The organism is Nonomuraea sp. NPDC049624 (genome assembly GCF_040675255.1).
In the GTDB taxonomy this organism is placed as follows: Bacteria; Actinomycetota; Actinomycetes; order Streptosporangiales; family Streptosporangiaceae; genus Nonomuraea.
On the sequence record NZ_JBFAOR010000021.1, the window covers coordinates 51,349 to 78,345 of the forward strand.

Annotated in this window: 26 protein-coding genes; 10 read left to right on the forward strand and 16 right to left on the reverse strand. The window is 73.4% G+C overall.

The genetic code is table 11. The features are described from left to right. Positions 1 to 8 precede the first annotated feature (8 nt). The gene (locus tag AB0J76_RS47060; RefSeq protein WP_352326390.1) at positions 9 to 1,076 is read right to left on the reverse strand and encodes a LacI family DNA-binding transcriptional regulator; all 1,068 of its coding nucleotides are present in this window, start codon (positions 1,074 to 1,076) and stop codon (positions 9 to 11) included. 257 nt (positions 1,077 to 1,333) lie between these two features. Here AB0J76_RS47060 and AB0J76_RS47065 point away from each other — a divergent pair, with 257 nt between their 5' ends. Then, positions 1,334 to 2,233 (forward strand): SGNH/GDSL hydrolase family protein, encoded by a 900-nt coding sequence (locus tag AB0J76_RS47065; RefSeq protein WP_352326391.1) that lies wholly within the window; start codon positions 1,334 to 1,336, stop codon positions 2,231 to 2,233. A gap of 50 nt (positions 2,234 to 2,283) precedes the next feature. On the opposite strand, the gene cydB is transcribed toward AB0J76_RS47065, so the two are convergent. Together cydB and AB0J76_RS47075 are read right to left on the reverse strand one after the other, a co-directional pair. After that, positions 2,284 to 3,252 carry a cytochrome d ubiquinol oxidase subunit II gene (gene cydB, locus AB0J76_RS47070; RefSeq protein ID WP_352326393.1) on the reverse strand — a complete coding sequence of 323 codons (969 nt, stop codon included), beginning with the start codon at positions 3,250 to 3,252 and terminating at the stop codon, positions 2,284 to 2,286. Between the two features lie 7 nt (positions 3,253 to 3,259). After that, entirely contained in the window at positions 3,260 to 4,633 is a 1,374-nt protein-coding gene (locus tag AB0J76_RS47075; protein WP_352326394.1) for a cytochrome ubiquinol oxidase subunit I, read from the reverse strand. A 157-nt stretch (positions 4,634 to 4,790) separates the two neighbouring features. Between AB0J76_RS47075 and AB0J76_RS47080 the strand changes: the two genes are divergently transcribed. Further along, positions 4,791 to 5,441, forward strand: a complete 651-nt coding sequence (locus AB0J76_RS47080) for a pyridoxamine 5'-phosphate oxidase family protein (protein WP_352326395.1) — start codon at positions 4,791 to 4,793, stop codon at positions 5,439 to 5,441. A gap of 19 nt (positions 5,442 to 5,460) precedes the next feature. Here AB0J76_RS47080 and AB0J76_RS47085 read toward each other — a convergent pair whose 3' ends face one another. From AB0J76_RS47085 to AB0J76_RS47105, 5 genes are read right to left on the reverse strand one after another with little or no spacing between them, the layout of a single operon-like run. After that, positions 5,461 to 6,297 carry a universal stress protein gene (locus tag AB0J76_RS47085; protein WP_352326396.1) on the reverse strand — a complete coding sequence of 279 codons (837 nt, stop codon included), beginning with the start codon at positions 6,295 to 6,297 and terminating at the stop codon, positions 5,461 to 5,463. 34 nt (positions 6,298 to 6,331) lie between these two features. After that, on the reverse strand, positions 6,332 to 7,021 hold the full coding sequence (narI, locus tag AB0J76_RS47090) for a respiratory nitrate reductase subunit gamma (RefSeq protein ID WP_352326398.1): 690 nt from the start codon (positions 7,019 to 7,021) through the stop codon (positions 6,332 to 6,334). Next, positions 7,018 to 7,680: a nitrate reductase molybdenum cofactor assembly chaperone gene (narJ, locus tag AB0J76_RS47095; protein ID WP_352326399.1), complete on the reverse strand. Its 663-nt coding sequence runs from the start codon at positions 7,678 to 7,680 to the stop codon at positions 7,018 to 7,020. The genes narI and narJ overlap by 4 nt, the downstream gene beginning before the upstream one ends. After that, positions 7,677 to 9,224 (reverse strand): nitrate reductase subunit beta, encoded by a 1,548-nt coding sequence (gene narH, locus AB0J76_RS47100; protein WP_352326401.1) that lies wholly within the window; start codon positions 9,222 to 9,224, stop codon positions 7,677 to 7,679. Before narH ends, narJ begins: the two co-directional genes overlap by 4 nt. After that, positions 9,224 to 12,883, reverse strand: a complete 3,660-nt coding sequence (locus tag AB0J76_RS47105; protein ID WP_352326405.1) for a nitrate reductase subunit alpha — start codon at positions 12,881 to 12,883, stop codon at positions 9,224 to 9,226. Before AB0J76_RS47105 ends, narH begins: the two co-directional genes overlap by 1 nt. 170 nt (positions 12,884 to 13,053) lie before the next feature. On the opposite strand from AB0J76_RS47105, the gene AB0J76_RS47110 reads away from it, so the two are divergent. After that, the gene (locus tag AB0J76_RS47110; protein WP_352326402.1) at positions 13,054 to 13,695 is read left to right on the forward strand and encodes a response regulator transcription factor; all 642 of its coding nucleotides are present in this window, start codon (positions 13,054 to 13,056) and stop codon (positions 13,693 to 13,695) included. Positions 13,696 to 13,760: 65 nt separating this feature from the next. Further along, positions 13,761 to 14,168, forward strand: a complete 408-nt coding sequence (locus tag AB0J76_RS47115) for a pyridoxamine 5'-phosphate oxidase family protein (RefSeq protein WP_364393915.1) — start codon at positions 13,761 to 13,763, stop codon at positions 14,166 to 14,168. Between the two features lie 70 nt (positions 14,169 to 14,238). Here AB0J76_RS47115 and AB0J76_RS47120 read toward each other — a convergent pair whose 3' ends face one another. The 5 genes from AB0J76_RS47120 to AB0J76_RS47140 form a co-directional block, all read right to left on the reverse strand. Continuing rightward, on the reverse strand, positions 14,239 to 15,462 hold the full coding sequence (locus AB0J76_RS47120) for an MFS transporter (protein ID WP_364393918.1): 1,224 nt from the start codon (positions 15,460 to 15,462) through the stop codon (positions 14,239 to 14,241). Between the two features lie 156 nt (positions 15,463 to 15,618). Continuing rightward, positions 15,619 to 17,316, reverse strand: coding sequence for a GAF domain-containing protein (locus AB0J76_RS47125; protein WP_352328513.1), 1,698 nt, complete (start codon positions 17,314 to 17,316; stop codon positions 15,619 to 15,621). A gap of 61 nt (positions 17,317 to 17,377) precedes the next feature. Then, the gene (locus tag AB0J76_RS47130) at positions 17,378 to 18,034 is read right to left on the reverse strand and encodes a CBS domain-containing protein (RefSeq protein WP_352328515.1); all 657 of its coding nucleotides are present in this window, start codon (positions 18,032 to 18,034) and stop codon (positions 17,378 to 17,380) included. A 109-nt stretch (positions 18,035 to 18,143) separates the two neighbouring features. Beyond that, a complete protein-coding gene (locus tag AB0J76_RS47135) occupies positions 18,144 to 18,548 on the reverse strand; it encodes a nuclear transport factor 2 family protein (protein WP_352328517.1) in 405 nt (134 codons plus the stop codon). Between the two features lie 80 nt (positions 18,549 to 18,628). Continuing rightward, positions 18,629 to 19,162, reverse strand: coding sequence for a carboxymuconolactone decarboxylase family protein (locus tag AB0J76_RS47140; protein ID WP_352328519.1), 534 nt, complete (start codon positions 19,160 to 19,162; stop codon positions 18,629 to 18,631). Between the two features lie 88 nt (positions 19,163 to 19,250). Between AB0J76_RS47140 and AB0J76_RS47145 the strand changes: the two genes are divergently transcribed. The 4 genes from AB0J76_RS47145 to AB0J76_RS47160 all read left to right on the forward strand — a co-directional run bounded on the left by AB0J76_RS47145 (position 19,251) and on the right by AB0J76_RS47160 (position 22,092). Then, the gene (locus AB0J76_RS47145; RefSeq protein WP_352328521.1) at positions 19,251 to 19,868 is read left to right on the forward strand and encodes a DUF4142 domain-containing protein; all 618 of its coding nucleotides are present in this window, start codon (positions 19,251 to 19,253) and stop codon (positions 19,866 to 19,868) included. A gap of 72 nt (positions 19,869 to 19,940) precedes the next feature. After that, complete coding sequence (locus AB0J76_RS47150) at positions 19,941 to 20,390, forward strand: hypothetical protein (protein WP_352328523.1); 450 nt, start codon at positions 19,941 to 19,943, stop codon at positions 20,388 to 20,390. Positions 20,391 to 20,556: 166 nt separating this feature from the next. Further along, positions 20,557 to 21,252 (forward strand): hypothetical protein, encoded by a 696-nt coding sequence (locus AB0J76_RS47155; protein ID WP_352328525.1) that lies wholly within the window; start codon positions 20,557 to 20,559, stop codon positions 21,250 to 21,252. Positions 21,253 to 21,516: 264 nt separating this feature from the next. Then, positions 21,517 to 22,092 (forward strand): copper resistance protein CopC, encoded by a 576-nt coding sequence (locus tag AB0J76_RS47160; protein ID WP_352328527.1) that lies wholly within the window; start codon positions 21,517 to 21,519, stop codon positions 22,090 to 22,092. A gap of 105 nt (positions 22,093 to 22,197) precedes the next feature. Here the strand turns inward: AB0J76_RS47160 and AB0J76_RS47165 are convergent, their stop codons facing one another. The 3 genes from AB0J76_RS47165 to AB0J76_RS47175 form a co-directional block, all read right to left on the reverse strand. Then, positions 22,198 to 23,445 (reverse strand): MFS transporter, encoded by a 1,248-nt coding sequence (locus tag AB0J76_RS47165; RefSeq protein ID WP_364393927.1) that lies wholly within the window; start codon positions 23,443 to 23,445, stop codon positions 22,198 to 22,200. Next, positions 23,442 to 24,533 (reverse strand): PLP-dependent cysteine synthase family protein, encoded by a 1,092-nt coding sequence (locus AB0J76_RS47170; protein ID WP_352330439.1) that lies wholly within the window; start codon positions 24,531 to 24,533, stop codon positions 23,442 to 23,444. Before AB0J76_RS47170 ends, AB0J76_RS47165 begins: the two co-directional genes overlap by 4 nt. Before the next feature lie 90 nt (positions 24,534 to 24,623). Further along, positions 24,624 to 25,088: a hypothetical protein gene (locus AB0J76_RS47175; RefSeq protein WP_352330440.1), complete on the reverse strand. Its 465-nt coding sequence runs from the start codon at positions 25,086 to 25,088 to the stop codon at positions 24,624 to 24,626. 382 nt (positions 25,089 to 25,470) lie between these two features. Here AB0J76_RS47175 and AB0J76_RS47180 point away from each other — a divergent pair, with 382 nt between their 5' ends. Next, positions 25,471 to 26,622, forward strand: a complete 1,152-nt coding sequence (locus tag AB0J76_RS47180) for an aminotransferase class V-fold PLP-dependent enzyme (protein WP_352330441.1) — start codon at positions 25,471 to 25,473, stop codon at positions 26,620 to 26,622. A gap of 67 nt (positions 26,623 to 26,689) precedes the next feature. Next, positions 26,690 to 26,997 (forward strand): metalloregulator ArsR/SmtB family transcription factor (locus tag AB0J76_RS47185; protein ID WP_352330443.1); only part of this gene is annotated, 308 nt, incomplete at its 3' end.

Consider the following 26,997-nt stretch of genomic DNA (forward strand, 5'->3'; position numbering starts at 1 on the left):
AAACTCCGTCAGGGGCAGCCGCAGCTGCGGCCGAGCACCATGCGGGTCGGCAGCACGTACGACCTGGGGTGGGACACCCCCGACGCGGTGTCGGTCAGGATGCGCACCGCGAGCCGGCCCATCGAGGCGAACGGCTGGCGGACCGTGGTCAGCGTCGGGTTCGAGAGCCGCCCGGCGACGATCCCGTCGAAGCCGGTGACCGCGACGTCGTCCGGCACCCGGACGCCGTGCCGGGCCAGGAGGTCCATCACGGTGAGCGCGAGCTGGTCGGTGGCGCAGACCAGGGCGTCCGGCACGTCGCCGGCCGCGATGGCGGCCCGCAACGAGCGCAGGCTGTCCTGGGCCAGCGCGGTGGTGTCGAACGGCTCCTCGGGGACTGGCAGCCCGTGCGCGGCCAGCGCGGCCTGGAACCCGGCGAACCGGGCGGCGATGTCGGGCGCGGCCGGCTCGCCGAGAAAGGCCGGAGACCGGCGGCCGTGCCGCTCGACCAGGTGATCGACGAGCTCGCGCACGGCGCTCTCGTTGGCCACCGTGATGTGGTGCAGCGGGTCGTGCATGGGCGGGCTGCTGAAGATCACCACGGGCACGCCGCGCCCCACGTGCTCCAGCAGGTCGCGCGCCGCGCCGCCCGGGAAGATCGCCAGGCCGTCGACGCTGCCGGCCAGGTCGAAGCTGCCCAGCGAGTCGCGGCTGGCCCCCGACCCGAGCATCACCGGGCGGCCCAGCCGCTGCGCCTCCAGCTCGAACCCGCGCTGGATCTCGTCGACGTAGAGCGGGAATCGCCGCACGTCGCCGAGGCCGTCGAGCTCCCGGGCCACCATCGCGTCGAGGTCCGGGGCGCCGAGGTCGGAGGGCAGGAACATGTCGAAGGCGTACAGGCCGAGCGCCTGGGAGCGGCCCTTCGCGAGGCCACGCGCGCTGCCGCTGGGCACGTAGCCGAGGGCCCGCGCGGCCTGCAGGACCAGCTCGCGCGTCTCCGGGCGGACCTTCTCCGGCTGCCGGAAGGTGTGCGAGACCGTCGCGATGGAGACGCCTGCCCGCTCAGCGACGTCGTAGACGGTCGCCCTCTGCGCCACCGGACCATCACCCGCCCTTCCCGGCGTCGCCTGCGAACGGATCGTATCCGCTCGGGTCACCACCCTACGCGCCGCGCCCGGCCCATGATCACCCCGCCCGGACCACGACCCGGATCTTGACGGGACGCCCGCGCCCCGGCAAAACTAACCACCTGGTAGGAAATGGCTGCGCGCCCGCGGGTTCGCCCTGCGTGCGCGGCGTTCGCCTCCGCCGCCGCGCCGGCCCCTGCCCTCACCCCCCTCCAGAGAAGGTGACCATGTTCGGGAAGAAGTCCCTCACGTTCTCAGCGGCGGTCGTCACGGCGGCCGTCTCCTCGCTCCTGGCGACGCCGGCCGCGCACGGCTCCACCAGCGACACCGTCAGCGACACCGTCAGCGACACCGCCGTCGGCCACTACGTGGCCCTCGGCGACTCCTACACCGCGGGCCCGGGAATCCCGACCCAGACGGACGCCGACTGCGGCCGTTCCGACCGCAACTACCCGACCCTGACCGCGGCCGCGCGGGCCGTCGCCACCTTCACGGACGTCAGCTGCGCCGGCGCGACCACGGAGAACATGACCGGCGCACAGGGCGCCGCCCCGCCCCAGCTGGACGCGCTCCGCCCGGAGACGGACCTGGTCACGCTGGGGATCGGCGGCAACGACATCAACGTCAGCGGCATCATCGGCCGCTGCGTCATCCTCGGCAAGCTCAACCCCGGCGGTTCGCCGTGCAAGGCCAGCTACACCCTGGCCGGCATCGACCAGCTCGCCGGGCGCATCGCCGCCACCGGCGACAAGGTCGACGCCGTGCTCCAGGAGATCAGGCGACGCTCCCCCGGCGCGGACGTCCTCGTCGTCGGATATCCGGTCATCATGCCGGACGACGGGAGCAACTGCTATGCGACCGTCCCCATCGCCAAGGGCGACGCCCCCTGGCTGCGGGACGTGGAGAAGCGCCTCAACACCATGCTCGCCACCCGCGCCGCGGCGGGCGGCGCCCGATTCGTCGACACCTACACCGGTTCGGTGGGCCACGACCTGTGCAAGCCCCTCGGCGTCCGGTGGATGGAGCCGATGGAGGGCGTGGACTCGGTGGGACTCCACCCGAACGCCTCGGGCCACCAGGCCATGTCCGCCGCCGTGCTGGCCGCGGTGGACGCCGCCCGGCGCTGACGCCGCCGCGCGGACCCCGCCGACGATCCGGCCGACGATCCGGCCGGCCGTCAGGTCCGGACGACGCCGGTGAGGCGGCGGCGGAACACCCAGTACGTCCAGGCCTGGTAGGCCAGCACCAGGGGCGTGAAAATGGCCGCGACCCAGGTCATCACGGTCAGCGTGTACGGGCTGGAGGCCGCGTTGGTCACGGTGAGGCTGTTGGCCGGGTCCAGGGCGGGCATGACGTTCGGGAACAGGCCGCTGAAGATGGCGGCCACCAGGGCGACCACGGCGACCGCGCTGGCGGTGAAGGCCCACCCGTCGCGGCCGCGCACGGTCGCGGCCACCGCGCCGGCCAGGCCGAGCGCGACCAGCGCCACGGCGGCCCACCGCAGCGCGCCGCCGCCGCCGGAGAGCAGCAGGAACGCCATCACCACCAGGAACGCCGCCGGGGAGATGCTCTTGGCCATCCGCCCGGCGGCCAGGCGCAGGTCGCCGGTGGTGCGCAGGGCCAGGAAGACCGCGCCGTGCAGGGTGAACAGCAGCAGCGTGGCCAGCCCGCCGAGCAGCGCGAACGGGTTGAGCAGGGTCAGCAGCGTGCCGGTGTACTCGTGCTCGGCGTTCAGCGGCACACCGCGCACGATGTTGGCGAACGTCACCCCCCACAGGAAGGCAGGGACGAGGGAGCCCCAGAACAGCGCCCGGTCCCAGCCCCGAGTGCTGTCGCTCTTGCTGCGGTACTCCAGGGCCACGCCGCGGGCGATGAGCGCCAGCAGGATGAGGAACAGCGGCAGGTAGAAGCCGCTGAACAGGGTGGCGTACCACTCGGGGAAGGCGGCGAAGGTCGCGCCGCCGGCCACCAGCAGCCACACCTCGTTGCCGTCCCACACCGGGCCGATCGTCCGCAGGACGGCCCGCCGGTCGGCCTCCTCGCGGCTCAGGACGGGCATCAGGATGCCGACGCCGAAGTCGAAGCCCTCCAGCAGGAAGTAGCCGGTCCACAGCACGGCGATCAGTACGAACCAGACGTTTTCCATGATTTCCTCAGTAGCTCAGCGCGGGGACGGCGGTCTCGGGCTCGTCCTGCTCGTTCGGCCCGATCCGGATGAACTTGACCAGCAGCCGGATCTCGATGATCGCGAGCACGGCGTAGGCCAGGGTGAAGCCGACCAGCGTGATGGCCACCGAGGGGACGTCCGCCGTCGGCGAGACGGCGTAGGCGGTGCGCATCAGGCCGAAGACGGTCCACGGCTGGCGGCCCATCTCGGTGAAGATCCAGCCCATGCTGTTGGCCAGGAACGGCAGACCGATGCCGGCGATGGCCAGCCGGTAGGCCCAGCGGCCCGCGGGCAGCCGGCCGCGCCTGGTCAGCCAGAGCCCGGCCAGGGCGAGCAGCGCCGACAACATGCCGAACCCGATCATCAGCCGGAAGGACCAGTAGGCCAGGCCGACGATCGGCCGGTAGTCGCCGGGGCCGTACAGGGCCTGGTAGCGGGCCTGGATGTCGTTGATGCCCTCGACCTCGCCGTCCAGGGTGTTGGTGGACAGCAGGCTCAGGCCGTACGGGATCTGCAGGTTGACGTGGTTGCGGCCGTTCTCGACGTCGCCGATGGCGAACAGGGAGAAGCCGGCGGAGGTCTCGTCCTCCCACAGGGCTTCGGCGGCGGCCATCTTCATCGGCTGCTGCTCGGTCATGATCTGGGCCTGCCAGTGGCCGGAGAACGACACCCCGACCGCCGAGACGAGGCTGACGGCCAGCGCCAGCCGGGCCGAGGTGCGGAAGAGGGAGACGTCCCGCTTGCGCAGCAGGAACCAGGCGCTGACGCCCAGCACGAACGCGGCCGCGGTCAGGAACGCGCCGAACAGGACGTGCGGGAAGGTGACCAGCGTGGTCGAGTTGGTCAGGACGGCCCAGATGTCGGTCAGCTCGGCGCGGCCGTTGTTGATCCGGTAGCCGACGGGGTGCTGCATCCAGGAGTTGGCCGCCAGGATGAAGTAGGCCGAGATGTTGGTGCCGATGGCGGCCAGCCAGATCGTGGCCAGGTGCAGCCGGGGCGACAGCCGGTCCCAGCCGAAGATCCACAGGCCGAGGAAGGTGGACTCCAGGAAGAAGGCCATCAGCCCTTCCATCGCCAGGGGCGCCCCGAACACGTCGCCGACGAAGCGGGAGTAGTCACTCCAGTTCATCCCAAACTGGAACTCCTGCACGATGCCCGTCACCACGCCCATGGCGAAGTTGATCAGGAACAGCCGGCCCCAGAACCGGGTCAGCCGCAGGTACTCCGGCTTCTTCGTCCGGTGCCACGCCGTCTGCAGACCGGCCACGATGATCGACAGGCCGATCGTGAGCGGCACGAAGAGGAAGTGGTAGACGGTCGTGATGCCGAACTGCCACCGGGAGAGATCCAGGACATCCATGCAGGCCAGGCTCCTCTTCCCGGCGTCCGCGCCGTAGGGCCGTGCGTCCCCGGGGCGAGGGACGTTGGTCCCCTGAAGGGGCGAAAGACCCTGTCCGGGGTACGGGGGTGCCTGGAAGGCTGCGACAGGCAAAGGGACGCAGCGGCAGGAGGAGACAGTGACAGGGACCGGCGACTTCGGCCACCGCATCCGGTACCACCGGCAGCGGCTGGGGCTCACCGTCGAGCAGGTAGCGGAGCGGGCGGACATGTCCGCCGGCTACCTCCGGTACATGGAGGAGCACGTCGACATCCCGGACCGGGGGACACTGAACCGCCTGGCCGACGCGCTCGGGACCACCGGCCGGGACCTGCTGGGCGGCGGGCGCGACCGTCCGCCGGGCGTCGGGCCCGCGATGGCCGAGCCCGTCCTGGAGGTGCTCGACCGCGAGGAGTGCCTGCGCCTGATCGCGGCCGGCGGCATCGGCCGGATCGCGTTCAACGGCTCGCACGGGCCGACGGTGCTGCCCGTCAACTTCCGCGTGCACGACGGCGCGATCGTCTTCCGCACCGCCGCGGGCGGCCCGCTCGACGAGGACCTGCGGACCGGTCTGGAGGGCGTCGAGGTCATGGTGGGGTTCGAGGTGGACCGGATCGACGAGGCCCGGCGGCAGGGGTGGAGCGTGCTCGTGCAGGGGCCCGCCCACCACGTGACCCCCGACGAGCAGGCCGCCGAGCCGGACGTCACCCCGTGGGCGGGCGGCGACCGGCGGCTGCACATCCGGATCGTCCCCCACCACATCACCGGCCGGCGCATCCACTCCATGTGAAGGGGGGCGGCTTCGAAGGTCAGCAGCGGGGCCGGACGACCGCCACCGGGCAGGCCGCGTGGTGCAGCACCCCGTGGCCGACCGAGCCCAGCACGGCGGAGGCGAACCCGCCGAGCCCGCGCGAGCCCACCACCACCAGGTCGGCCGTCCCGGCGGCGCGGACCAGGGCCGAGACCGGGTGCTCGCACGGCTGTTCCTCGGTGATGACCAGGTCGGGGTTGGCGTGCCGCCACGGGACGACGTGCCCGTGCGCCTGCCGGTCGGCGTCCTGCATGACCTCGATCAGGCTGCCGTAGGCGGCGGCGTACGGCGAGGAGACCGGGATCTGCCAGGCCGAGACCACGTGCAGCCGCGCCCGGCGCGCCCTGGCCTGCTCGACGGCGTACTCCATGGCCGCCCGCGCGTGCCCGGAGCCGTCGAAGCCGACCACCACCCGGTCGTGCCGCCCCTGCGGCGGCGTCCGCACGACGACGACCGGGCCGGCGGCGTGCCCGGCCACGGCGACGCTCACCGATCCGGCCAGCATGCCGGTGAACCCGCCGAGCCCGCGCGAGCCCAGCACCAGGCTGTCGGCCGCGAGCGACTCGGCGACCAGGGTGTCCACGACGTTCCCGGCGAGCGCCTCCGTCGTCACCCCGACCGGCCCGGCCTGCCCGGCGTGCCCGGCCCGTCCGGCCTGCCCGGCCAGGGCGGCGGCGGTCTCCAGCGCGCGGGCGGAGCCGTCCGCCCCGCCCGGCCTGCGCACGTGCACGATGCGCAGGTCCAGCCCGCGCCGCGCGGCGTCGGCCGCCGCCCATTCCACCGCCGCGGTCGCGGGCGCGGATCCGTCCACCGCCACCACGATCTGACCGCCCATCACGCTCTCCTTTCCCTTGGGATTCCTCGTGCCGTCAGGTCCGCGGCCGGACGGGCACGCGCCGCCGGTAGACGACGTAGGGCCGCCACAGGTAGGCCACCGGCGCCGACCACACGTGCACCAGCCGGGTGAACGGCCAGATCGCGGCGAGCAGCCAGGCCGACATCGCGTGCAGCTGGAACAGCGGCGGCACGTCGGCCATCAGCCGCGGATCCGGACGGAAGGTCAGCACGCCCCGGAACCAGACGGCGATCGTGGCCCGGTAGTCGTAGCCGCCGCCGAGCAGGTTGCTGCCCACGGTCGCGGCCACGCCCAGCACGATCACCACGGCCAGCACGGCGAACAGCACCTTGTCGGCGCGGGTGGTGGTGCGCCGCACCCGGGGGCTGGTCAGGCGCCGGGCCAGCAGCAGCGTCAGGCCCGCGACGACCATGACCCCGGCCACGGTCCCGGCGCTGACCGACACCAGGTGGTAGAGGTGCTCGTCCACGCCGACGGCCTCGGTCCAGCTCTTGGGGACGAGCAGGCCGAGCACGTGCCCGCCGATGGCCGCGAACGCGCCCAGGTGGAACAGCGGCGAGCCGAGCCGCAGCAGCCTGCTCTCCAGCACCTGCGTGGTACGGGTGGTCCAGCCGAACTGGTCCGCCCGCCAGCGCCAGACGTGCCCGGCGACGAAGATCGTCAAGGCGACGTAGGGGACGATCGCCCAGAGCACGACGCTCACGGCCGTACCTCACTCTCGTTCAGCGGCGGCCCGTACGGGGCCAGGCCGACCTCCTCGGCGGGCGGGCCGGCCAGGGCCAGGTCGGCCACCGCGGCCCGCTCGGCCTCCGACATGCCGGGCAGCACCGCGCACAGGGCGTCCAGCACGAGCGCGTACGGCGAGCCGGCCTCGTGCAGGGCGGTGCGGATGAGCTCCAGCCCCTTGCGGTGCTGACGCAGCGGCGCCTCCCCCGCCTCCGGCCCTGCCAGCGCGGCGAACTCGCACACCACCGGCAGGAAGTCGGGCAGCTCGCCCTCGGGCGGGGTGAGCCCGGCCACCCGGTAGCGCTGCTTGAGCGTCAGCAGGGCCATGCCCCGGCGGCGGGTGTCGCCGTGCAGGTAGTAGGTGAGGTAGAGGCTGGACCTGCGGCGCAGGTCGAAGGTCTCGACGTAGTGGCGGGCCAGCGGCATCGGCTGCCGGTCGCCGAACCACCACAGGAACTGCTCCAGCGCCTGGCGCGGGTGCCCGTCAGGCAGCGCGGCGACGGCCTTGCGCAGCTCGGGGCGGGCGGCCAGCAGCCCGGCGTCCGGGTACTGCAGCAGCAGCGAGACCAGCCGGAGCAGCGCGGCGCGGTGCTGCGGCCGGTCGACGAGGGTGTCGGGGGCGGGCAGCAGCCTCATGACGCCGGCCCCCTGCCGGTGAACAGCTTCAGGCCCAGACGCCCGTCGCTGCGGCGGCCGGTCACGCCGGTCGGGTGGAACCCGCTCATGCCAGGGCCGCCGTCGCCGTCCAGGCTGCAGCCGGCGGCCTGGGCCGACAACGCGGCGGCGTCCTCGCGGTGGGCGGCGGGCACGACGTGGCGCTCCTCGTACTTGGCGACGGCCAGCAGGCGGTACATCTCCTCCATGTCCCGCGCCGTCATCCCGGCCGACTCCAGCAGGTCCCCGGCCACGGTGCCGTCGAGGGTGCGGGCCCGCATGTAGCCGCGCATCGCCGACAGCTTCATCAGCACCCCGGCCACCACCTCGGTGTCCCCGGCGCTGAACAGCCCGGCCAGGTACTCCAGCGGGATGCGCAGGTCGGTGATGGCGTGGAAGACGTTGTCGGGGTCGTCGGCGTCCGCGCCGGCCCCGGTCACGGCGTCGAGCACCGGCGACAGCGGCGGGATGTACCAGACCATCGGCAGCGTGCGGTACTCCGGGTGCAGCGGCAGCGCCACCCGGTAGCGCATGGCCAGCCGGTAGACCGGCGAGCGCCGGGCGGCCTCGATCCAGTCCTCGCTGATCCCGGACGCGCGGGCGGCGGCGGCCACCTGCGGGTCGTCGGGGTCGAGGAAGACCTGGCGCTGGGCCTCCAGCAGGTCGCGCTCGGGCACGCGGGCGGCGGCGAGCACGGCGTCGGCGTCGTACAGGACGAGGCCGAGGTAGCGCAGCCGGCCCACGCAGGTCTCGGCGCACACGGTCGGCTGTCCCGCCTCGATGCGGGGGAAGCAGAACGTGCACTTCTCGGCCTTGCCGGTCTTGTGGTTGACGTACACCTTCTTGTACGGGCACGACGAGACGCACATGCGCCAGCCGCGGCAGCGGTCCTGGTCCACCAGGACGATGCCGTCCTCCTCCCGCTTGTACATCGCGCCGGAGGGGCAGGCGGCCACGCACGCCGGGTTGAGGCAGTGCTCGCAGATGCGCGGCAGGTGGAACATGAAGGTCTGGTCGAACTCCATGCGCACCTTCTCGGCCATGGCCGCCAGGTTGGGGTCGCCGTGGGCGTGCTCGGGGGCGCCGCCGAGGTCGTCCTCCCAGTTGGCGCCCCACGTGATGGCCATGTCCTCGCCGGTGATGGCCGACTTGGGACGGATGACCGGCACGTGCGGCCCGGCGGGGGCGTTGAGCAGAGTGTCGTAGTCGTAGGTGGCCGGCTCGTAGTAGTCGTCCAGGTCCGGCAGGTCGGGGTTGGAGAACAGGCTGAGCAGCCGCTTGACCCGGCCGCCGGCGCGCAGCTTGAGCCGGCCGCGCCCGTCGAGCTGCCAGCCGCCGTGCCAGCGTTCCTGGTCCTCGTACCGCTTGGGGTAGCCGACGCCGGGCTTGGTCTCGACGTTGTTGAACCAGACGTACTCGACGCCGTCCCGGTTCGTCCAGGTCTGTTTGCAGGTGACGGAGCAGGTGTGGCAGCCGATGCACTTGTCCAGGTTCATCACCATGGCGACCTGTGCCATGACGCGCATCAGTAGGTCACCTCCTGGCCGCGGCGGCGGATCACCGTGATCTCGTCACGCTGGTTGCCGGTCGGCCCGTAGTAGTTGAAGGCGTAGGTGAACTGCGCGTACCCGCCGATGAGGTGGCTGGGCTTGAGCAGCAGCCGGGTGAGGGAGTTGTGCACGCCGCCGCGCCGGCCCGACCGTTCGGTGAGCGGGACGTTCACGTTGCGGTCCTTGGCGTGGTACATGTACACGGTCCCGGCCGGCATCCGGTGGGAGACGACCGCCCTGGCCACGACCACGCCGTTGCGGTTGTACGCCTCGATCCAGTCGTTGTCGGCGGCCCCGATCGAGGCGGCGTCCTCGACGCTCATCCAGATCGTCGGCCCGCCCCGCGACAGGGCCAGCATGTACGCGTTGTCCTGGTACTCCGAGTGGATCGACCACTTCGAGTGCGGCGTCAGGTACCGCACCGTGACCTCGGTCCCCTGCCCGTCGGACTGCCCGTCGCCCTGGTCTCCGTGGTGGCGGCGCAGGTCGAGCGGCGGCCGGTAGGCGGGAAGCTGCTCGCCCAGCTCGATGATCCAGTCGTGGTCGAGGAAGAACTGCTGCCGGCCGGTCAGGGTGTGCCAGGGCTTGTCGCGTTCGACGTTGATGACGAAGGCGGAGTAGCGGCGTCCGCCGGTCTCCGAGCCGGACCACTCGGGCGAGGTGATCACCGGCTGCGGCCTCGACCGCGTGTCGGCGAACGTGATGCGCCTGCCCTCGTGCTCGGCGGCCAGGTCGGCGAGCCTGGTCCCGGTGCGCCTCTCCATGGTCTCGAAGCCCTGGGTGGCCAGGCGGCCGTTGGTGGTGCCGGACAGCGCGAGGATGGCCTCGCACATCCGGTCGGCGGTGCCGAGGGAGATGTGGCCCTCGGGGGTCTCGCCGTTCTGCTCGCGCAGGCGGTCCAGCTCGGGGCCCACCCGGTAGGTGATCCCCTTGGTGGTCAGGCCCAGCTCGGCGAAGAGCGGCCCGATCCCGCGGACGCGCTCGGCGACGGCGCCGTAGTCCCGCTCGACCGTGACGATCTTGGGCATCGTCCGGCCGGGGACGGGCTCGCACTCGCCGTGCCGCCAGTCGCGCACCCGGCCGCCCGGCTGGGCCAGCTCGTCCGGCGTGTCGTGGGTGAGCGGGACGGCCAGCACGTCGGTGCGCCGGCCCAGGTGGCGGGCGGCCAGCTCGGAGAAGGCGTCGGCCAGCCCGAGGAAGGCGTCGTGGTCGGACCTGGTCTGCCAGGGCGGGGCGATGGCCGGGTTGAAGGCGTGCACGAACGGGTGCATGTCGGTGCTGGACAGGTCGTGCTTCTCGTACCAGGTGGCGGCGGGCAGGACCACGTCGGAGAACAGCGCCGTGGACGTCATCCGGAAGTCGATCGTCGTCAGCAGGTCGAGCTTGCCCTCGGCGGCGTTCTCCCGCCAGGTCACCTCGGCCGGGCGCAGCCCCTCGGGCGTCTCCTCGTTGCGGGCCTCGGCGTCGGCGCCGAGCAGGTGACGCAGGAAGTACTCGTTGCCCTTGCCGGACGAGCCGAGCAGGTTGGCCCGCCACACGGTCAGCACCCGCGGGAAGTTGGCCGGGTCGCCCGGGTCCTCGGCGGCGAAGCGCAACCGGCCCGCCTTCAGCTCCGCCACCACGTGCTCGGCCACCGGGACGCCGCGCGCGGCGGCCTCGTCGGCGAGCTCGAGCGGGTTGCGGTCGAACGTCGGGTGCGAGGGCAGCCAGCCCAGCCGGGCCGCCTGGGCGTTGCAGTCGGCGAACGAGCGGCCCGCGAACCTGCCCTCGCCCAGCGGGCTGGCCAGCTCGCCGGCCCCGATGCGCTCGTAACGCCACTGGTCGGTGGCCAGGTACCAGAACGCGGTGCCGGCCATGTGCCGGGTCGGGCGCTGCCAGTCGAAGCCGAAGGCCAGGTGCTGGAAGCCGGTGACCGGGCGGACCTTCTCCTGGCCCACGTAGTGCGCCCAGCCGCCGCCGTTGACGCCCTGGCAGCCGGTCAGCAGCACCAGCGTCAGGAACGAGCGGTAGATCTGGTCGGAGTGGAACCAGTGGTTGGTGCCGGCGCCCATCGCGATCATCGACCGGCCCCGGGTGCGCTCGGCGTTGCGGGCGAACTCGCGGGCGATCCTGGTGATCGTGGCGGCCGGCACCGAGGTGATCTCCTCCGCCCAGGCCGGGGTGTAGGGCTGTGTGGCGTCCTCGTAGCTCGCCGGCCATTCGCCGGGCAGGTCGCGGGCCACGCCGTACTGGGCCATGAGCAGGTCGAACACCGTCGTGACGAGCTTGCCGGCCAGCTCGGTGACCGGGACGCCGCGGCGCATGACCGAGCCGCCCTCGGTGGGGCCCTCGTCGAAGCGCGGCAGGTCCACCTCGACCGCGCGCCCGGACCGGCCGAGCAGGGTCAGCGCGGGGACGGCGCCGTCCAGGTCGAGGTTCCAGCGGCCCTCGCCCTCCTGGCCCCAGCGGTGGCCGAGCGAGCCGTTGGGCACCCGCGCCGCGCCGGTCGTCCCGTCCAGGAAGACGGTCTTGAACTCGGCGTTCTCGCTCTCCTGCCCCAGGTCGGCGGCGGTCAGGAAGCGGCGCGGCACGTACCCGTCGCCGCGCGGCTCCAGCGTCACCAGGAACGGCAGGTCGGTGTACTTGCGCACGTAGTCGATGAAGTACGGCACCTGGCGGTCGCGGAAGAACTCGGTCAGCGTCACGTGGCCCATCGCCATGGCCAGGGCGCCGTCGGTGCCCGGGTGCGGCGCGAGCCAGTCGTCGGCGAACTTGACGTTGTCGGCGTAGTCCGGGCTGACCGCGACGACCTTGGTGCCCTGGTAGCGGGCCTCGGTCATGAAGTGGGCGTCCGGCGTGCGGGTGACCGGGATGTTGGAGCCCCACATGATCAGGTAGCGGGAGTTCCACCAGTCGGCCGCCTCGGGCACGTCGGTCTGGTCGCCCCACACCTGCGGCGAGGCGATCGGCAGGTCGGCGTACCAGTCGTAGAACGACAGCAGCGTGCCGCCGATCATCGACAGGAAGCGGGTGCCGGCCGCGAACGAGGCCATCGACATCGCCGGGATCGGCGAGAAGCCCACCACCCGGTCCGGGCCGTGTTCCTTGATGGTGTGCACGTGGGCGGCGGCCATGAGCTCCAGGACCTCCTCCCAGCTCGACCGGACGAACCCGCCCTTGCCGCGGGCCCGCTTGTAGGCCCGCGCGCGTTCCGGGTCGCCGGTCAGCTCGGCCCACGCCGGCACGGGGTCGCCCAGCCGGGCCTTGGCCTCGCGCCACATCTCCAGCAGCACTCCGCGCACGTACGGGTAGCGCACCCGCGAGGGAGAGTAGGTGTACCAGGAGAAGGACGCGCCACGGGGACAGCCGCGCGGCTCGTACTCGGGCGACTCCGGGCCGACCGACGGGTAGTCGGTGGCCTGGTGCTCCCACGTGATCAGGCCGTCCTTGACGAACACCTGCCAGGAGCACGAGCCCGTGCAGTTCACGCCGTGCGTCGACCGCACCACCTTGTCGTGCGCCCACCGGTCGCGGTAGAAGCGGTCCCAGGCGCCGGGGTCGATCAGGTGCAGGGTGCGGCCGTCGGCCGACACCTCCGCCCTGGTGAAGAACTTCCTGGCCGCCAGCAACGGCCCCATGCCCGGGGTCGCGTCCATGTCGCTCACAACTCATCCCCTGCCACAACGGTCATGGATCCAGGCTGGTGGGCGGGCCGGCGGCCCCGGCAGGGACCAAAGTCCCTTCGTGCCGGCCGATGGGCCCACGACCGGCGGCCGGGGACCTTGGTCCCTACTTCCGGGTGACGGGAGGCGGTAGCGTCGCAGACATGATTCGTGTGTTCCTTCTCGACGATCACGAGGTCGTGCGGCGTGGCGTGGCCGCCCTGCTGGGCTCCGAGGACGACATCGAGGTGATCGGCGAGGCCGGGACCGCCGAGTCGGCGATCGCCCGCATCCCGGCCCTGAAGCCCGACGTCGCGGTGCTCGACGTGCGCCTGCCCGACGGCAACGGCGTCGACGTGTGCCGGGAGGTGCGCTCGAAGGTGCCGGGGCTGGCCTGCCTCATGCTGACCTCGTTCGCCGACGACGACGCCCTGTTCGACGCGGTGATGGCCGGCGCCTCGGGCTACGTGCTCAAGCAGATCCACGGCTCCGACCTGGTCGGCGCGGTGCGCACGGTGGCCTCCGGGCAGTCGCTGCTCGACCCGCAGACCACCGCCGCCATGTTGCAGCGGCTGCGCGACCAGGCCGCCCGCCAGGACCCGCTGGCGGCGCTGTCGGAGCAGGAGCGGAACATCCTCGACCTGATCGGCGAGGGGCTGACCAACCGGCAGATCGGCGAGCGCATGTTCCTGGCCGAGAAGACGGTCAAGAACTACGTGTCCAACCTGCTGGCCAAGCTCAACATGCAGCGCCGGACGCAGGCCGCCGCGCTGTCGGCGCGGTTGCGGGCCGACCGTCGCGACTGAGCGTCCCCCGCGATGGGACTTTCGCCTCTGACGCCGGGAACGTACCTGGTGGGAGGCTGTGCAGCATGCAACTCGACTCGTCCGGGCTCCAGGTGCTCTCCCGTGAGGAGTGCCTGCGCCTGCTGTCGTCCACGCCGATCGGGCGGATCGTCTTCACCGATCGCGCCCTGCCGGCCGTGCAGCCGGTCAACTTCTGCCTCGACGGCGAGCGCGTCGTCATCCGCACCTCGATCGGGTCGAAGCTGGCCGCGGCCACCCGGCACGCCGTGGTGGCGTTCGAGGCCGACGAGTTCGACCCCGCGATGCGCACCGGCTGGTCGGTGACGGCGGTCGGGCACGCGCGGGCGGTGACCGATCCGGCCGAGACGGCCCGGCTGGCCGCGCTGCCCCTGTCCCCGTGGGCTCCGGGCAGCCGCGACCACTACGTCGTGGTCGACGCCGAGCAGCTGTCCGGCCGCCGGATCGCCGAGTGACCTGCCGCTGAACACCCTTGGGCGGGGCCCGGCCGCACGGCCGGGCCCCGCCCTCTTTCATGCGGCGCGGTCAGCGTGAGCCGGCCGGGCCGGCCACGCGGCGGGCGGCCAGGGCGCGGACCGCGGTCACCGTCAGGGCCAGGGTGAGCACGGCGGTGGCCGCGAGCAGGGCCAGGCCGAGGCCGTACGAGCCGAGCCGGCCGTACAGGAAGCCCATCACCAGCGGCGGGACGAACCCGCCGAGCCCGCCGGCGGCGCCGACCAGGCCGGTGACCGTGCCCACCTTGTCGGCCGGGGCGACCTGCGCGACCAGCGCGAAGGTGGCGCCGCTGCCGGCGCCGAGCGCGGCCGCCATGGTCAGGAACGCGATGGTGCCGACCGGCATGAGGCCGGGGGTGAGCGCCTGCACGCCCGCCGTGCCGGCGGTGACGACGAACACGCCGGTCAGCACGGGCACCGGGCCGACGCGGTCCGACAGCCAGCCGCCGACGGGCCGCGCCAGCACGGCCAGCAGGACGAACCCGGCCATCCGGTTGGCGGCGTCGGCCTGCTCCAGCCCGTACCCGGTCTGCAGGTAGGCGGGCAGGTAGACCGAGAAGGCGACGTAACCGCCGAAGGCGACCGCGTACAACACGCACGCCTGCCAGGTGATCGGCAGCCTGAGCGCGGCGGCCAGGCGCGCCGCGAGCGGCTGGGTGACGGCGGTGCGGCCGGGCGCGTCGCGCAGCACCAGCCACGCCACGACCGCGTAGGCGGCCAGGACGACGGCGGTGATGAGGAACGGCACGGCGGCGCCACCCGCGCGGACCAGCGGGACGGTGGTCAGCGCGCTGATCGCGGTGCCGCCCATCCCGGCGCCGAAGATCCCGACGGCCAGGCCGCGCCGGTTCGGCGGGAACCAGGCGTTGACGAACGGCACCCCCACGGCGAACACGGTTCCGCCGACGCCGAGGAAGAAGCCGCCGATCAGCAGCGCGGCCATCGACATCTGCCCGAACAGGCCGATGAACAGGACGGGGACGATGGTGGCCGCCGAGACCAGCGGGAACATCACCCGGCCGCCGAACCTGTCGGTGAGCGCGCCGACCGGGATGCGGCCCAGCGACCCCACGATCACCGGGACGGCCACCAGCAGCGCCTGCTGCCCGGCCGACAACCCGAGCAGCTCCTTGAAGCGCGGCCCGAGCGGACTGAGCAGGGCCCAGGCCCAGAAGTTCACCGCGAAGCCCAGGGTCGCCAGGGTGAGCATCAACGCCGGGCTGCGGCCGGGGGTGGTGGCCGGTGCGTTCGTCATGTCTTCCTCACGTGGTTCATGCGGAGGTGGGGCGGCCTGGATGGCCGCGATCACCTGGCTGTGCCGTCCCATCACAGCTCAGCGGGCATGACGCGAGGTATGGACGAAGGTCCCGACCTGCCGGGACCTAGGACGCGCGAGGGGCTTGGGCGGCCCTCACAGCGGGACGTGCCAGCGCAGGCGGGTGCCGCCCTCCTCCGGCGTCTCCAGCTCGGCGGCCCCGCCGAGGTCGGCGGCCCGTTCCTCGATGTTGCGCAGGCCGCTGCGCCGCCCGCCGTCGCCCACGCCGACGCCGTTGTCGCCGACGACGAGGGTGAGCCGGCCGCCGGCGACCTCGATGGACACCTCGGCCCGGGTGGCGCGGGAGTGGCGCACCACGTTGGACAGCGCCTCGCGCAGGACGGCGAGCAGGTGCCCGGCCACCTGGTCGGGCACCAGGGTGTCGATCTGGCCCTCCATGCGCAGGCCGGGCATGAACCCCAGGTGCGCGCCCGCCCCCTCCACCAGGTCGACGATCTTCGTGCGCAGGCTCGGCGCGGCGTCCTCGCGCGGCGCCTGGAGGGCGAAGATGGACGAGCGGATCTGCCGGATCGTCTCGTCCAGCTCGTCGATGGCGTATTGCAGCCGTTTGCCCGCCTCCGGGCGTTCGACCAGCCGGACGGTGCTCATCAGCGTCATGGCCGTGGCGAACAGTCGCTGGATGACGACGTCGTGCAGGTCCTTGGCGATGCGGTCGCGGTCCTCCAGCAGGCCGAGCCGTTCGGCGTCGCGGCGGGCCTCGGCCAGCTCCAGCGCGATCGCCGCCTGCCCCGCGAACGACTCCAGCATCTGCTGGTCGGCCCCGCTGAACGGCAGCCGCCCGCCGCGCTTGGCCAGCATGAGCACGCCGCGCACGCGGGGCGCGGCGCCCAGCGGGACCATCAGGCCCGGCCCGTAGCCCAGCCGCCGCAGCGGCGAGTCGGGGTAGGGCGGGCCCGGCAGGTCCCGCTCGGACCTGGGCTCGGCGTGCGTGAACGCCTCCCCCGCCAGGGTGGCCGAGACGTCGAACGCCATCCCCAGCAGCTCGCCCGCGCCCTCGCCCTCGGCCACGTCGACGGTCAGCGTGCCGCCCGACGGGTCGGGCAGCAGCACCTGGACCAGGTCGGCGTCGGTCATCTGGCGGGCCCGTGCGGCCATGGTGGTGAGCACCTCGCGGGAGCCGGCGCCGGACAGCAGGCTGGTGGTGATCTCCGAGGACGCCTTCAGCCAGGTCTCGCGCCGGCGCGACTCCTCGTACAGGCGGGCGTTCTCCACGGCGACGCCGGCGGCGGTGGCCAGCGCGACGACGATGGCCTCGTCCTCCTCGTCGAAGTCGCCGCCGCCGCGCTTCTCGGTCAGGTAGAGGTTGCCGAACACCTCGTCGCGCACGCGTACCGGGACGCCGAGGAAGGTGCCCATCGGCGGGTGGCCGGGCGGGAAGCCGTAGGACTCGGGGTGGTCGGAGATGCGGCCCAGCCGCAGCGGGCGGGCGTCCTTGATCAGCAGGCCGAGCAGGCCCAGCCCGTGCGGCCAGTGCTCGATGCGGGCGATCTCCTCCTCGCTCAGCCCCACCGGGATGAACTGGACGAGCGTGCTCTCCTCCCCCACCACGCCGAGCGCCCCGTAGGTGGCGTCCACCAGCTTGGTGGCCGTCTCGACGATCCGCCGCAGCACGGTCTCCAGGTCGAGGTCGCTGCCGACCGAGACCACGGCCTCCAGCAGCGCGTGCACCCGGTCACGGGTGGCGAGGACGGCGTTGAGCCTCGTCTGCAGCTCGGCCAGCAGCTCGTCGAGCCGCATCTGGGGCATCAGGCTGCGCTGCGCACTTTCCGACATACCGTTCAGTGTCCCAGCAGGTCGCCTCGCCGCCCGAATCAGGCCGGGCCGCGCCCGGCCACTACAGCAGCGGCGGGACGGTGAACAGGTCCTCCCGGTCACGGGCGAGCTCGATCACGACGTCCACGACGCCCTCCACCGCCCGGACCGCCTCCGCCAGCGCGGCGGCCCGCGCCCCGCCCGCCGGCCCGCCGGTGATCGTGACCACGCCGGCGTCGGCCGCGACCGCGTACGTGCCGTCCGGCGGGAGCACGGCCCTGACGTCCGCCTCCAGCTCGGCGGCCGGTCGGGTGAAGACGCGCAGCACGTCGCGCTGGTGCAGGGTGCCGACGACGCGGCCGGTGACCGGGTCGATCACCGGCAGCTGCTTGATGCGCCGGGCGTGCATGATCCTGGCCGCCTCGCGCACCGGCATGCCCGGGGTCACCGTGACCGCCGGCGACGTCATCAGCTCCGCGGCGGTGACGGCGGCGGCCTTGCGGTGCTCCTGCCGCCGCGCCCGCGGGGCGAGGACGGAGACGGCGTGCCGGGCGTGGCCGGTCTCCTTGAGCAGCAGGTCGTCCTCCGACACCACGCCCACCGGCCGACGGCCGGCGTCGATCACGGTGACCGCGCCCACCGCGTACCGCTTCATCGCCGCCACGATGTCGGCGAACGACGCGTGCTCCAGCACCGCGATCGCCACGCGTCCCATGACGTCCTTGACCTCGATCGACATGATCGCCACCTCGCTTTCCGCCTCCACGGTCCCTCGCGCGGGGGCGGTGGCGGCAGCGGCGAACGTCCCGCGGGCGAAGGGCTTAGGTCCTGGACGGCGGGAGCGGGTGTCAGTGCAGCGGACCGGCGAAGACCACGATCTCGTCGATGTCGCCGGCGGGGGTGAGGTGCACCATGTCGGTGCCCGACAGGACGGTGGCGCCGTCGGGCCCCTCGAAGCGCCAGCCGAACCTGGCCCACTCGTGCGGCGCGTCGACGGACGTCGTACGGACCATCCGGCAACCGCCGGCCCGGTAGCCCTGCACCACCTCGGTGACGAAGTCGGCCACCGCGCCCCGGCCCGACCCGCGGCCGAGCGGCCCCCAGAACACCACGTCGGCGGCGAGGGCCCGGCTGAGCAGCGCGGAACGGTGGTCGGGGTCGTCGGCGTTGGCGGCCGCGATGAAGGCGTCGATCGCGTCGGCGTGGGCCCGGTGGTGCCCCTGCGGGGATGCCGCCGGTTCGTGCGCGGTCATGTCGTCCTCCATCCGTCGCCGGGGCGTGCGGGAACCCGGTCCGGTCGCACGCCGATCGCCATGAGCCAGTACATCACGAGCTAACCCCTGGCCTGCTCCGCTTCCGGCTGGTTCCCCACGAGCAGGTTGAACGCGCCGGTCAGCAGGTTGAGCGAGACCAGGCCGACGACCTCGGCGATCACCCGGTCGCTCCAGCCGAGCGAGCGCAGCCCGGCCACCTCCTCGTCGGTGATGGACGACGGCTCGACCAGCACCCGCACCGCCACCGAGATCAGGGCGGCCTCCCGCGCGTCGGCCGAGGTGCCCTGGCGGGCCAGCGCGACGTCGGCCTCGCTCAGCCCGGCGGCCAGCGCGCCCTCGGTGTGCGCGGCCAGGCACGTGCCGCAGCCGATCCACTCCTGCACGGCCAGGGAGATCTTCTCGCTGAGCGCGCGCGGGATCTTCACCCGCTTCATCGCCCGGGAGAAGTCCAGGTATCCCTGGAGCAACGCGGGCGAGTGGGCCATCGTGGACACCATGTCACCCACCGCGCCGTGCCTGGTGACGATGTCGTCCAGGATCTGACGGGACTTCTCGGGGGCCTTCTCAGGAACAAGGGGTTCAAGACGTCTCATACGGCGCACTCTATACCCATAGGGGGTATGCGGGAAACCGGTCCCGGATCCGTTGAACCGGATCGGGCGGGCCCGCGTACCTTCGAGCATGCACAGGCTCCTGCGCAGTGAGATGTTCATGCTCGGCGGCTTCGTCGCGGCGGCGGCGGCGACGATCCTGCTGATCCTGCCCCCGTCGATCGACCCCGCGGACGCGCAACGGACCCTCACGCCCTCGGGCCCCCTCTCGGCCGCCGACATCGACCTGCTGATCAAGGTGCGGCAGGCCGGCCTGTGGGAGATGCCCGCCGGCGAGTACGCCGCCACCCGTGCCCAGTCGCAGCGCGTCAAGCAGGTCGGCAAGCAGATCATGGGCGAGCACCAGAAGCTGGACCAGATGACCCGCGACACCGCGGCCAGGCTCGGCGTCGCCCTGCCCGACCAGCCCAACCCCGACCAGCAGCGCTGGCTGGCCCAGCTCGCGGCCGAGAGCGGACCGGCCTTCGACCAGGACTACGCGAACCTGCTGCGCGCCGCGCACGGCAAGGTCTTCGGCACCCTGGCGCTCGTCCGGGCCGGGACCAGGAACGCCGAGATCCGCAAGTTCGCCCAGGAAGGCATCAACTTCGTCATGCGCCACATGACGTACCTCGAATCGACCGGCCTGGTGAACCACAACCAGCTCCCCGAGCCCCCGCTCCCGTCCCCCGCCCCGCCCACTTCCTGACCTGCCGGCCCCTGGAAGCGCGTCCTTCCACGGGGACCGGATCCATCGACACTCCGGCGGAACACTGACCTCATGCCCGAACCTCTCTCATCACCCGTCCGCGCGTCGCGGCAGGCGATCGCCGCCCTGGGCATCGCCCTGCTGACGGGGTGCGCGACCGCCTCCGTCCCCCAGGCGCAGCCGGCGCACCACCACGGCGCCGCGCCCCCCGCCGTCGCCGTCGCGCCGAAGGTGCCGGCCGGCGACATGAAACAGCTCACCACCCTGCTCGGCTGCCCCGCCGGCAAGCTGCAGACCGACGCCGCCGAGCTGCGGCAGGCGGCCTGCGACAGCCCGCAGGGCCGCCTGACGATCGTGACGTTCAGCACAGACAAGGGCAAACGAGACTGGCTCGACATCGCCCAGGCGTACGGCGGCGCGTACCTGGTCGGCGACCGCTGGGTCGTCGTCGCCACGGCCGACCTGCTGGAACGGTTGCGCGACCGCCTGGGCGGCGAACTCCAGACCCCACGACACCATTGACCCTCCCAGCCGCGCCGGCTCCCCGTCGCGCCTGCCCGGGCACCCGTGTGTCCCGCCTGCCCGGTGCGTCCGCTTGGCGCGTCCGCGTGTCGCGTCCGCGTGTCGTGCCCGCCCGGTGCGCAAGGACGCGGATGACGGCCCGGCCGGGCTCTGGCACGATGGCCGGATGCAGGTCGCCCGTCCCGTGGTCCGCGCGCTTCGCGCCGCGGTGTTCACGGCCGTGTGCGTCCTGGCCTCGGCGGCGCTGCACACTCTGGTCGGCGGCACGGCGATCGCGCCCGGCCCGCTGGCCCTGGCCGGCGCGGCGACCTTCGCGGCCGCCTACGCCGCCGGTTCCCGTCCCCGCGGATGGGCGCCCCTGCTGACCATGTGCGTGGCCGCCCAGTACGGCCTCCACGAGCTCTTCGACGCCTCCGAGTCCGCCCGCTACGGCCTGAGCCACCTGCTCGACACCTCCACGCCATCCTTCGCCGGTCCTTCCGCCGGCCCGTTCGCGGGGCCGTTCGCGGGCCCGTTCGCGGGCCCGTTCGCCGGGCCGCCCGCCGGGGGCGGCGCCCATGAGCACGGCTCTTCCGGGATGGTGGTGATCCACCTGGCGGTGGCCGTCTCGTCGAGCTGGTGGCTGGCCCGCGGGGACGCGGCGCTGGCGGCGTTGCTGCGGTTGAGCACGGTACGGCTGGCCCGGTTGTGGGCCGTGCTGTGCGACTGGCTGTCCGTCCTGGCCCCGCCGCCCGCCGGGCCCGCCCGCGCGTGCCCGCTGTGGCCGCCGGTGGCGGGTCACCGGGCGCTGCTGCTGGCCCCGGTGCTCTCCCGGCGCGGGCCGCCCCGCCCGGCTGCGCACGCCTGGCCGTCCGGCCGCTGACGTTCCCCGTCATGCGGCGGGTCCGGCGTGCCTCCCGGCAGGCAGACGACCCAGCCGGCGCCGCCGCGGCACGCCCTCCGCGTCCCGTCGCGCGCCGGACCGCATGTCCATCCGGCGGTCGAGCCGGATCCAGGAACCTCGGAGTTCGCAGTGATTCATCCCCTTCGTCCCGCGCGTCGCCCGTTCCGGGCAGCCCTTCGTCCCGCGCGTCCCCCGTTCCGGGCAGCCCTTCGTGCCGGTGTCGCCGTCGGTGGCGCCGTCCTGGTGCTGCTGGCCGCCGCGCCCGCCGCGCTGGCCCATGACCGGCTGAAGAGCAGCTCCCCCGCCGACGGCGCCAAGGTCGCGCGGGTGGAGAGCATCGAGCTGGAGTTCACCTCCCGCATGACCCTGCCGACCCTCGTGCTCGACGGCCCGGCGGGCGAGAACCTGCCGCTGGGCAAGCCGCGGGCCCAGGGCGTCACGGTGAAGGCCGAGCCGGCCGCGCCGCTGGAGCCCGGCCGGTACCGGCTGGCCTGGCGGGTGGTCTCCTCCGACGGCCACCCGATCGCCGGCGAGCTGCGCTTCACCGTCACCGCCCCAGCCACCCCGACCGAGACCCCGACCGAGACCCCATCCGAGACCCCGATCTCGTCCGAGACCCCCACCTCGACCGGGACTCCGGCCGAGGTCGCCCCGGCGGCCTCCTCGTCACCGGTCGCCCAGGCCGAGGCGGAGACGGGCTCGGGCGGCGTGCCCGGCTGGTTGTGGGTGGCCGCGGCGGCACTGGTGGCGGGCGGAGCCGCGACCGTCGTGGCCGGCCGCCGCAGACGCGCCACCGGGGACGCCGACCCCACGCCCTGACCGCGTCGCGGGCCCACCAGATCACCATGCGCCCCAGGCCCTGCCCAGGTCGCGGGCGCTCCAGGTCGCCATGCGCCCCCTGGCCCTGGCCGCGTCGCGGGCGAGCTAGGTGGCCATGGTCGCCGGGAGGCGTGGCCGCAGGGCGCTGCGGTGTTCCAGGCGGGCCACCGCCAGGGCCGAGACCAGCCCCGCGAAGGTCAGTGACAACCAGGGCAGGCCCGCCCAGCCCGCCTCGGCGGCCACGTCCAGCAGCGCGCCCGACAGCAGGTTCCCGGCCAGGATCCCCGCGCCGGAGGCCAGGTTGTACAGGCCGTAGTAGGTGCCGACCAGCTCCTCGCCCGCCATGTCGGCGATGGTGGCCATCTCGAAGGGGAAGGCCACCAGCGTCCCGGCGCCGAGCAGCAGCGCGCACACCAGCGCGGCCGTCAGCGTCGCCGCCCGCGGCAGGTGGAGCTGCGCGGCGGCGACCATGGGCAGGAAGGCCGCCCCCATGAGGGCCAGCCCGCGGGTGATCGCCTGGCCGCGGCTCCACCGTTCGCCGCACCAGGCGGTCAGGCGCACCTGCCCGGCGATGCCGAGCAGGGCCGACACCGCGTACAGGGCGGTCACCGCCCACTGGCCGCCGCCGGCCCGCTGCACCTCCAGCGGCAGTGCGAGGTACATCTGGTACGACAGCGCGTACGAAGCGATCATCGACGCCGCGAACGAGACGAACGCCCGGTCACCGAACGCCTGCCGCCAAGCCCGCAGCACCGGCTGCCGCGCCCGCCCCGGCTCCCGGGGCCGCGCGGGCAGGTAGAACCCCTGAAGCACGGTCAGGACGGCGAAGATCCCCGCCGCTCCCAGGCACACCGCGGTGAACCCGCCGGCCAGCAGCAGCACCCCGAGCAGCGGCCCGAGCAGGATGCCGCCCTGGTAGAACACGTTGAACACGGCGAAGGCGGCCACCTTGCGCTCCCCGGCCGCGGCGGCCAGGTACGCGCGGGCGGCCGGGTTGAACAGCGCCCCCGCCAGCCCCGTGATCACCGCGGCCGCCACCAGCAGCGGCAGCGACGTGGTGAGCCCGAACAGCGCGAACCCCACGGTACGCAGGGCGCACCCCGCCATGATCATGGGTTTGTGCCCGAACCGGTCGGCCAGCGCGCCGCCGATCAGGAACATGCCCTGCTGGCTGGCGTTGCGCAGGCCGAGGATGAGCCCGATCGTCCAGGCGGCGAGCCCCGCGCCGGCCGAGAGGTGCTGGGCGAGGTAGGGCATCAGCATGTAGAAGCCGATGTTGATGCCCGCCTGGTTGACCTGCAGCAGCCGGATCGGCCGGTCGAAGGAGCGGAACTGCGCCAGCGTGGCCTTCATCGCCTGCCCGCCAGCGGGTCGCGGACGGCGGCGCAGCGGCTCCAGCGGCGCACCTCGCGCTCGGCGGGGTCGTCCAGCTCGTCGGGCTCGTCGGCGGGGGTGACGCCGAGCAGGCCGTGGGCGCGGCAGTAGCCGTCGTCGAAGACGGTGTTCCAGTAGCGCCAGGGCCCGTCGGGGAAGACGGCGACGACGCAGCCGCCCGGCCCGGCCCGTCCGGCCAGCCAGCGGGCCACGAGGCTGACGGCTCCGGTGCTCCAGCCGCCGGAGACGTAGTGCTGGGCGGCCAGGGTGCGGCAGGCCCACACCGCCTCGGCGGCGCTCACCCAGTGGACCTCGTCGAAGGCGTCGTAGGCCACGTTGGCGGGGTGGATGCTGGAGCCCAGGCCGCGCATCAGGCGGTGGCGGTCGGGCTGCCCGAAGATGGTCGAGCCGACGGTGTCGACGCCGACCAGCCGCAGCCGGGGCAGGTGGCGGCGCAGCTCGCGGGTGATGCCCGCGCTGTGCCCGCCGGTGCCGACCGAGCAGACCAGCGTGTCGATGTGCGGGAGCTGGGACAGCAGCTCCCGGGCCAGCCCGGCGTAGGCGGCCACGTTGTCGGGGTTGCCGTACTGGTCGGGGCAGTAGGAGCCGGGCAGCTCGGCCAGCAGCTCCTCGACCCGGTCGCGGCGGGCCCGCTGCCAGCCGCCGGTGGGATGCGGCTCCGGCACGATCTCCAGCCGTACGCCGTAGCAGGTCAGCAGCCGCTGCATGAGCGGTTCCATGCCGGGGTCGGCGACCAGGACGACCGGATGGCCGAAGGTGATGCCGGCCAGGGCCAGCCCGAGTCCGAGGGTGCCGCTGGTGGACTCGACGATCGTCGCGCCGGGGGCCAGCTCGCCCCTGGCGCGGGCCTGCCGGACCATGTGCAGGGCGGGCCGGTCCTTGATGCCGCCCGGGTTGAAGCCCTCCAGCTTGGCCCAGAAGCCGCCGCCGTCCGCGACGAACGGCGCGGCGACGAACGCCAGCGGTGTGTTTCCGACGGTTACGCAAATACCCGAATTGCCGATGGCGGGCAGAATGTCAGGGCGCGGCAAAGTGTCGTTCGACATTGGTTGTTATCCCCGAGATGAACGGCGCTCGCGCGGCACGGAAGACGCCGCGGGCGCGATGGAAAAGGACGGCGACGAAAGACGCGCGTCCTATATGCGCATCACGCGGAGATTTTCCTGGCCGGAAACGGCCTGCCGCGAGGCGGCCCGCGGCGTGGGTCGCACGGCCCCGGACCCGACGGCCGCGGGCCCGGCGGCGAGCGCGGGGACGGCGGCCACGGCCGGCGCGGCGGCGGTGGCCGTGGTGGCCGCGCACTCCTGCTCGGTGCCGTGCAGGTGGCCCGGCGGCAGCTCGCCGTGCAGGCACCCGGCGTCGCGCACCGGCATCCGCCCGGACAGCCATCTGACGTGCCGGTGCACGTCGAGGTGGGCGCTCTGGGCGGACGGAGCGGGGCCGCCCTGGGCCCGCTCGGACAGCTCGACGGCCGCGCACGCGCCGCCGTGCGCGAACACGACGGTGATCAGCAGGGCCAGGGCCAGCATCGCGTGCGGCCACCACCGGCCGGCCCCCGGGACGGGCGGGCGGAGCGCGCGGGCTGACCTGGTCGTGAGCATCACCGCAGATCATGCCCGCCACGCGGCGCGGCGCGCCGGGAAAAGGCCAAGGCCGAGGTAAAGAAATTTCCGGCGCACGGGAATCGCCGCCACCGATCATCTCCGGCGCCCGCGATTTCCCGCCGGACGGCGGGAACGACGGCGAGCCTTTTTCGCCGCGCGGCGACATCTCCGCGACACTGGCATTCGCCCGGCGCGGCCCCGATTCCGCGCCGCCCGATCTTGGGGGTGTCCCATAGTTCTGTCCAGACGCGCGGTCATCGCCGGGGCCGGCGCGCTGGCCGCGCTCCCGCAGGCGCTCCCCCGAGCGCTCCCCCAGGCCGCCGCCGCCGACGCCGCCGACGCCACGACCCTGGCCCGGGACGAACGCTTCTGGGCGGGTGTGGCCCGGCAGTTCCGGGTCAGCGACGACTTCGTCAACCTGGAGAACGGCTACTACGGGATCATGCCCGAGCCGGTCCGGCGCGCCTACCACCGCAACGTCGACGTCCTCAACGCCCGCAACTCCCACCTGCTGCGCACGGCGTACAAGGCCAGGGCCGACGAGGTGCGCGACCGGATCGCCGCGCTGCTCGGGGTCACCCGTGCGGAGATCGCGCTCACCCGGGGCGGCACCGAGGCGCTGCAGAACCTCATCTCCGGCTACCGGCGGCTGCGGCCCGGCGACGCCGTGCTCTACGCCGACCTGGACTACCCCTCCGCCCAGCACACCATGAACTGGCTGGCCGGGCGGCGCGCGGCCACGGTGGCCCGGTTCGTCCTCCCCGAGCCCGCCACCCGGCAGGCGGCGCTGGACGCCTACGAGCGGGCGCTGCGGACCACCCCGAGAGCCCGGCTGCTGCTGCTGTCGCACATGAACAACCGCACCGGCCTGGTGCTGCCGGTCCGGGAGATCGTCGCGATGGCCCGCGAGCGCGGCGTGGACGTCGTCGTGGACGCCGCCCACTCCTGGGGGCAGCTCGACTTCACGCTGCCCGACCTCGACGCCGACTTCGCCGCGTTCTCGCTGCACAAGTGGATCGGCGCGCCCCTCGGCACCGGGTTCCTCTTCATCCGCCGGGACCGGCTGGCCGACATCGAGCCCGTCTTCGGCGACGAGAGCTTCCCGGCCGGCGACATCCGCTCGCGGGTCCACTCGGGCACCATGGACGTCGCGGCGCCCCTCACGGTCCCCGACGCGCTCGACTTCCACCTGCGGCTCGGCGCGGCCGTCAAGCAGGCCAGGCTGCGGCACCTGCGCGACCGCTGGGTGAGCCAGGTCCGCGACCTGCCGGGCCTGCAGATCCTCACCCCGGACGAGCCCGGCATGTACGGCGCGATCACCGCCTTCCGCATCGCCGGCCGCACCTCCACGGCCGACAACGAGGCCGTCGCCGCCACCCTGCTGGACGCCTACGGCCTCTACACGGTCGCCCGCACGGGCATGGCCGGGGGCGACGCCGTCCGGGTCACGCCGGCGCTGTTCACCTCGGCGGCGCAGGCGGACCGGCTGGCGGCGGCGCTGCGGCGGCTGACACCGCGGCTGCGGGCCTGAGGCAGGTTGACAGATCACCGACATGTCCCGCTAGGTTAGATATGTGAACAGTTCTTCAGATGACCACGTGTTGGCCGTGGACGGCTGCGCGGTCAAGGTGGTGGACGCCGACCGCGTCGCGGCCGTGCACGAGCGCATGCCCGCCGCCGCGGACCTGGCCGACACCGCCGACGTCTTCGGCCTGCTGTCCGACCCCAACCGGCTGAAGCTGCTGGTCGCCCTGCTGGACGGCGAGCTGTGCGTGTGCGACCTGGCGGCGGTGACCGGGCAGAGCGAGTCCGCGGTCTCCCACGCGCTGCGCCTGCTGCGTGCCCATCGCATCGTGGCCGCCCGCCGTTCGGGCCGGATGGCGTACTACCGGCTGGAGGATCCGCA

Bases quoted from the DNA above. Each gene is read 5' to 3' on its own strand.
- AB0J76_RS47065 (WP_352326391.1), top strand. From the start codon at position 1,334: ATGTTCGGGAAGAAGTCCCTCACGTTCTCAGCGGCGGTCGTCACGGCG.
- cydB (WP_352326393.1), bottom strand. From the start codon at position 3,252: ATGGAAAACGTCTGGTTCGTACTGATCGCCGTGCTGTGGACCGGCTAC.
- AB0J76_RS47075 (WP_352326394.1), bottom strand. From the start codon at position 4,633: ATGGATGTCCTGGATCTCTCCCGGTGGCAGTTCGGCATCACGACCGTC.
- AB0J76_RS47085 (WP_352326396.1), bottom strand. From the start codon at position 6,297: ATGGGCGGTCAGATCGTGGTGGCGGTGGACGGATCCGCGCCCGCGACC.
- narJ (WP_352326399.1), bottom strand. From the start codon at position 7,680: ATGAGGCTGCTGCCCGCCCCCGACACCCTCGTCGACCGGCCGCAGCAC.
- narH (WP_352326401.1), bottom strand. From the start codon at position 9,224: ATGCGCGTCATGGCACAGGTCGCCATGGTGATGAACCTGGACAAGTGC.
- AB0J76_RS47105 (WP_352326405.1), bottom strand. From the start codon at position 12,883: ATGGACGCGACCCCGGGCATGGGGCCGTTGCTGGCGGCCAGGAAGTTC.
- AB0J76_RS47110 (WP_352326402.1), top strand. From the start codon at position 13,054: ATGATTCGTGTGTTCCTTCTCGACGATCACGAGGTCGTGCGGCGTGGC.
- AB0J76_RS47115 (WP_364393915.1), top strand. From the start codon at position 13,761: ATGCAACTCGACTCGTCCGGGCTCCAGGTGCTCTCCCGTGAGGAGTGC.
- AB0J76_RS47120 (WP_364393918.1), bottom strand. From the start codon at position 15,462: ATGACGAACGCACCGGCCACCACCCCCGGCCGCAGCCCGGCGTTGATG.
- AB0J76_RS47125 (WP_352328513.1), bottom strand. From the start codon at position 17,316: ATGTCGGAAAGTGCGCAGCGCAGCCTGATGCCCCAGATGCGGCTCGAC.
- AB0J76_RS47130 (WP_352328515.1), bottom strand. From the start codon at position 18,034: ATGTCGATCGAGGTCAAGGACGTCATGGGACGCGTGGCGATCGCGGTG.
- AB0J76_RS47135 (WP_352328517.1), bottom strand. From the start codon at position 18,548: ATGACCGCGCACGAACCGGCGGCATCCCCGCAGGGGCACCACCGGGCC.
- AB0J76_RS47140 (WP_352328519.1), bottom strand. From the start codon at position 19,162: ATGAGACGTCTTGAACCCCTTGTTCCTGAGAAGGCCCCCGAGAAGTCC.
- AB0J76_RS47145 (WP_352328521.1), top strand. From the start codon at position 19,251: ATGCACAGGCTCCTGCGCAGTGAGATGTTCATGCTCGGCGGCTTCGTC.
- AB0J76_RS47150 (WP_352328523.1), top strand. From the start codon at position 19,941: ATGCCCGAACCTCTCTCATCACCCGTCCGCGCGTCGCGGCAGGCGATC.
- AB0J76_RS47155 (WP_352328525.1), top strand. From the start codon at position 20,557: ATGCAGGTCGCCCGTCCCGTGGTCCGCGCGCTTCGCGCCGCGGTGTTC.
- AB0J76_RS47165 (WP_364393927.1), bottom strand. From the start codon at position 23,445: ATGAAGGCCACGCTGGCGCAGTTCCGCTCCTTCGACCGGCCGATCCGG.
- AB0J76_RS47170 (WP_352330439.1), bottom strand. From the start codon at position 24,533: ATGTCGAACGACACTTTGCCGCGCCCTGACATTCTGCCCGCCATCGGC.
- AB0J76_RS47175 (WP_352330440.1), bottom strand. From the start codon at position 25,088: ATGCTCACGACCAGGTCAGCCCGCGCGCTCCGCCCGCCCGTCCCGGGG.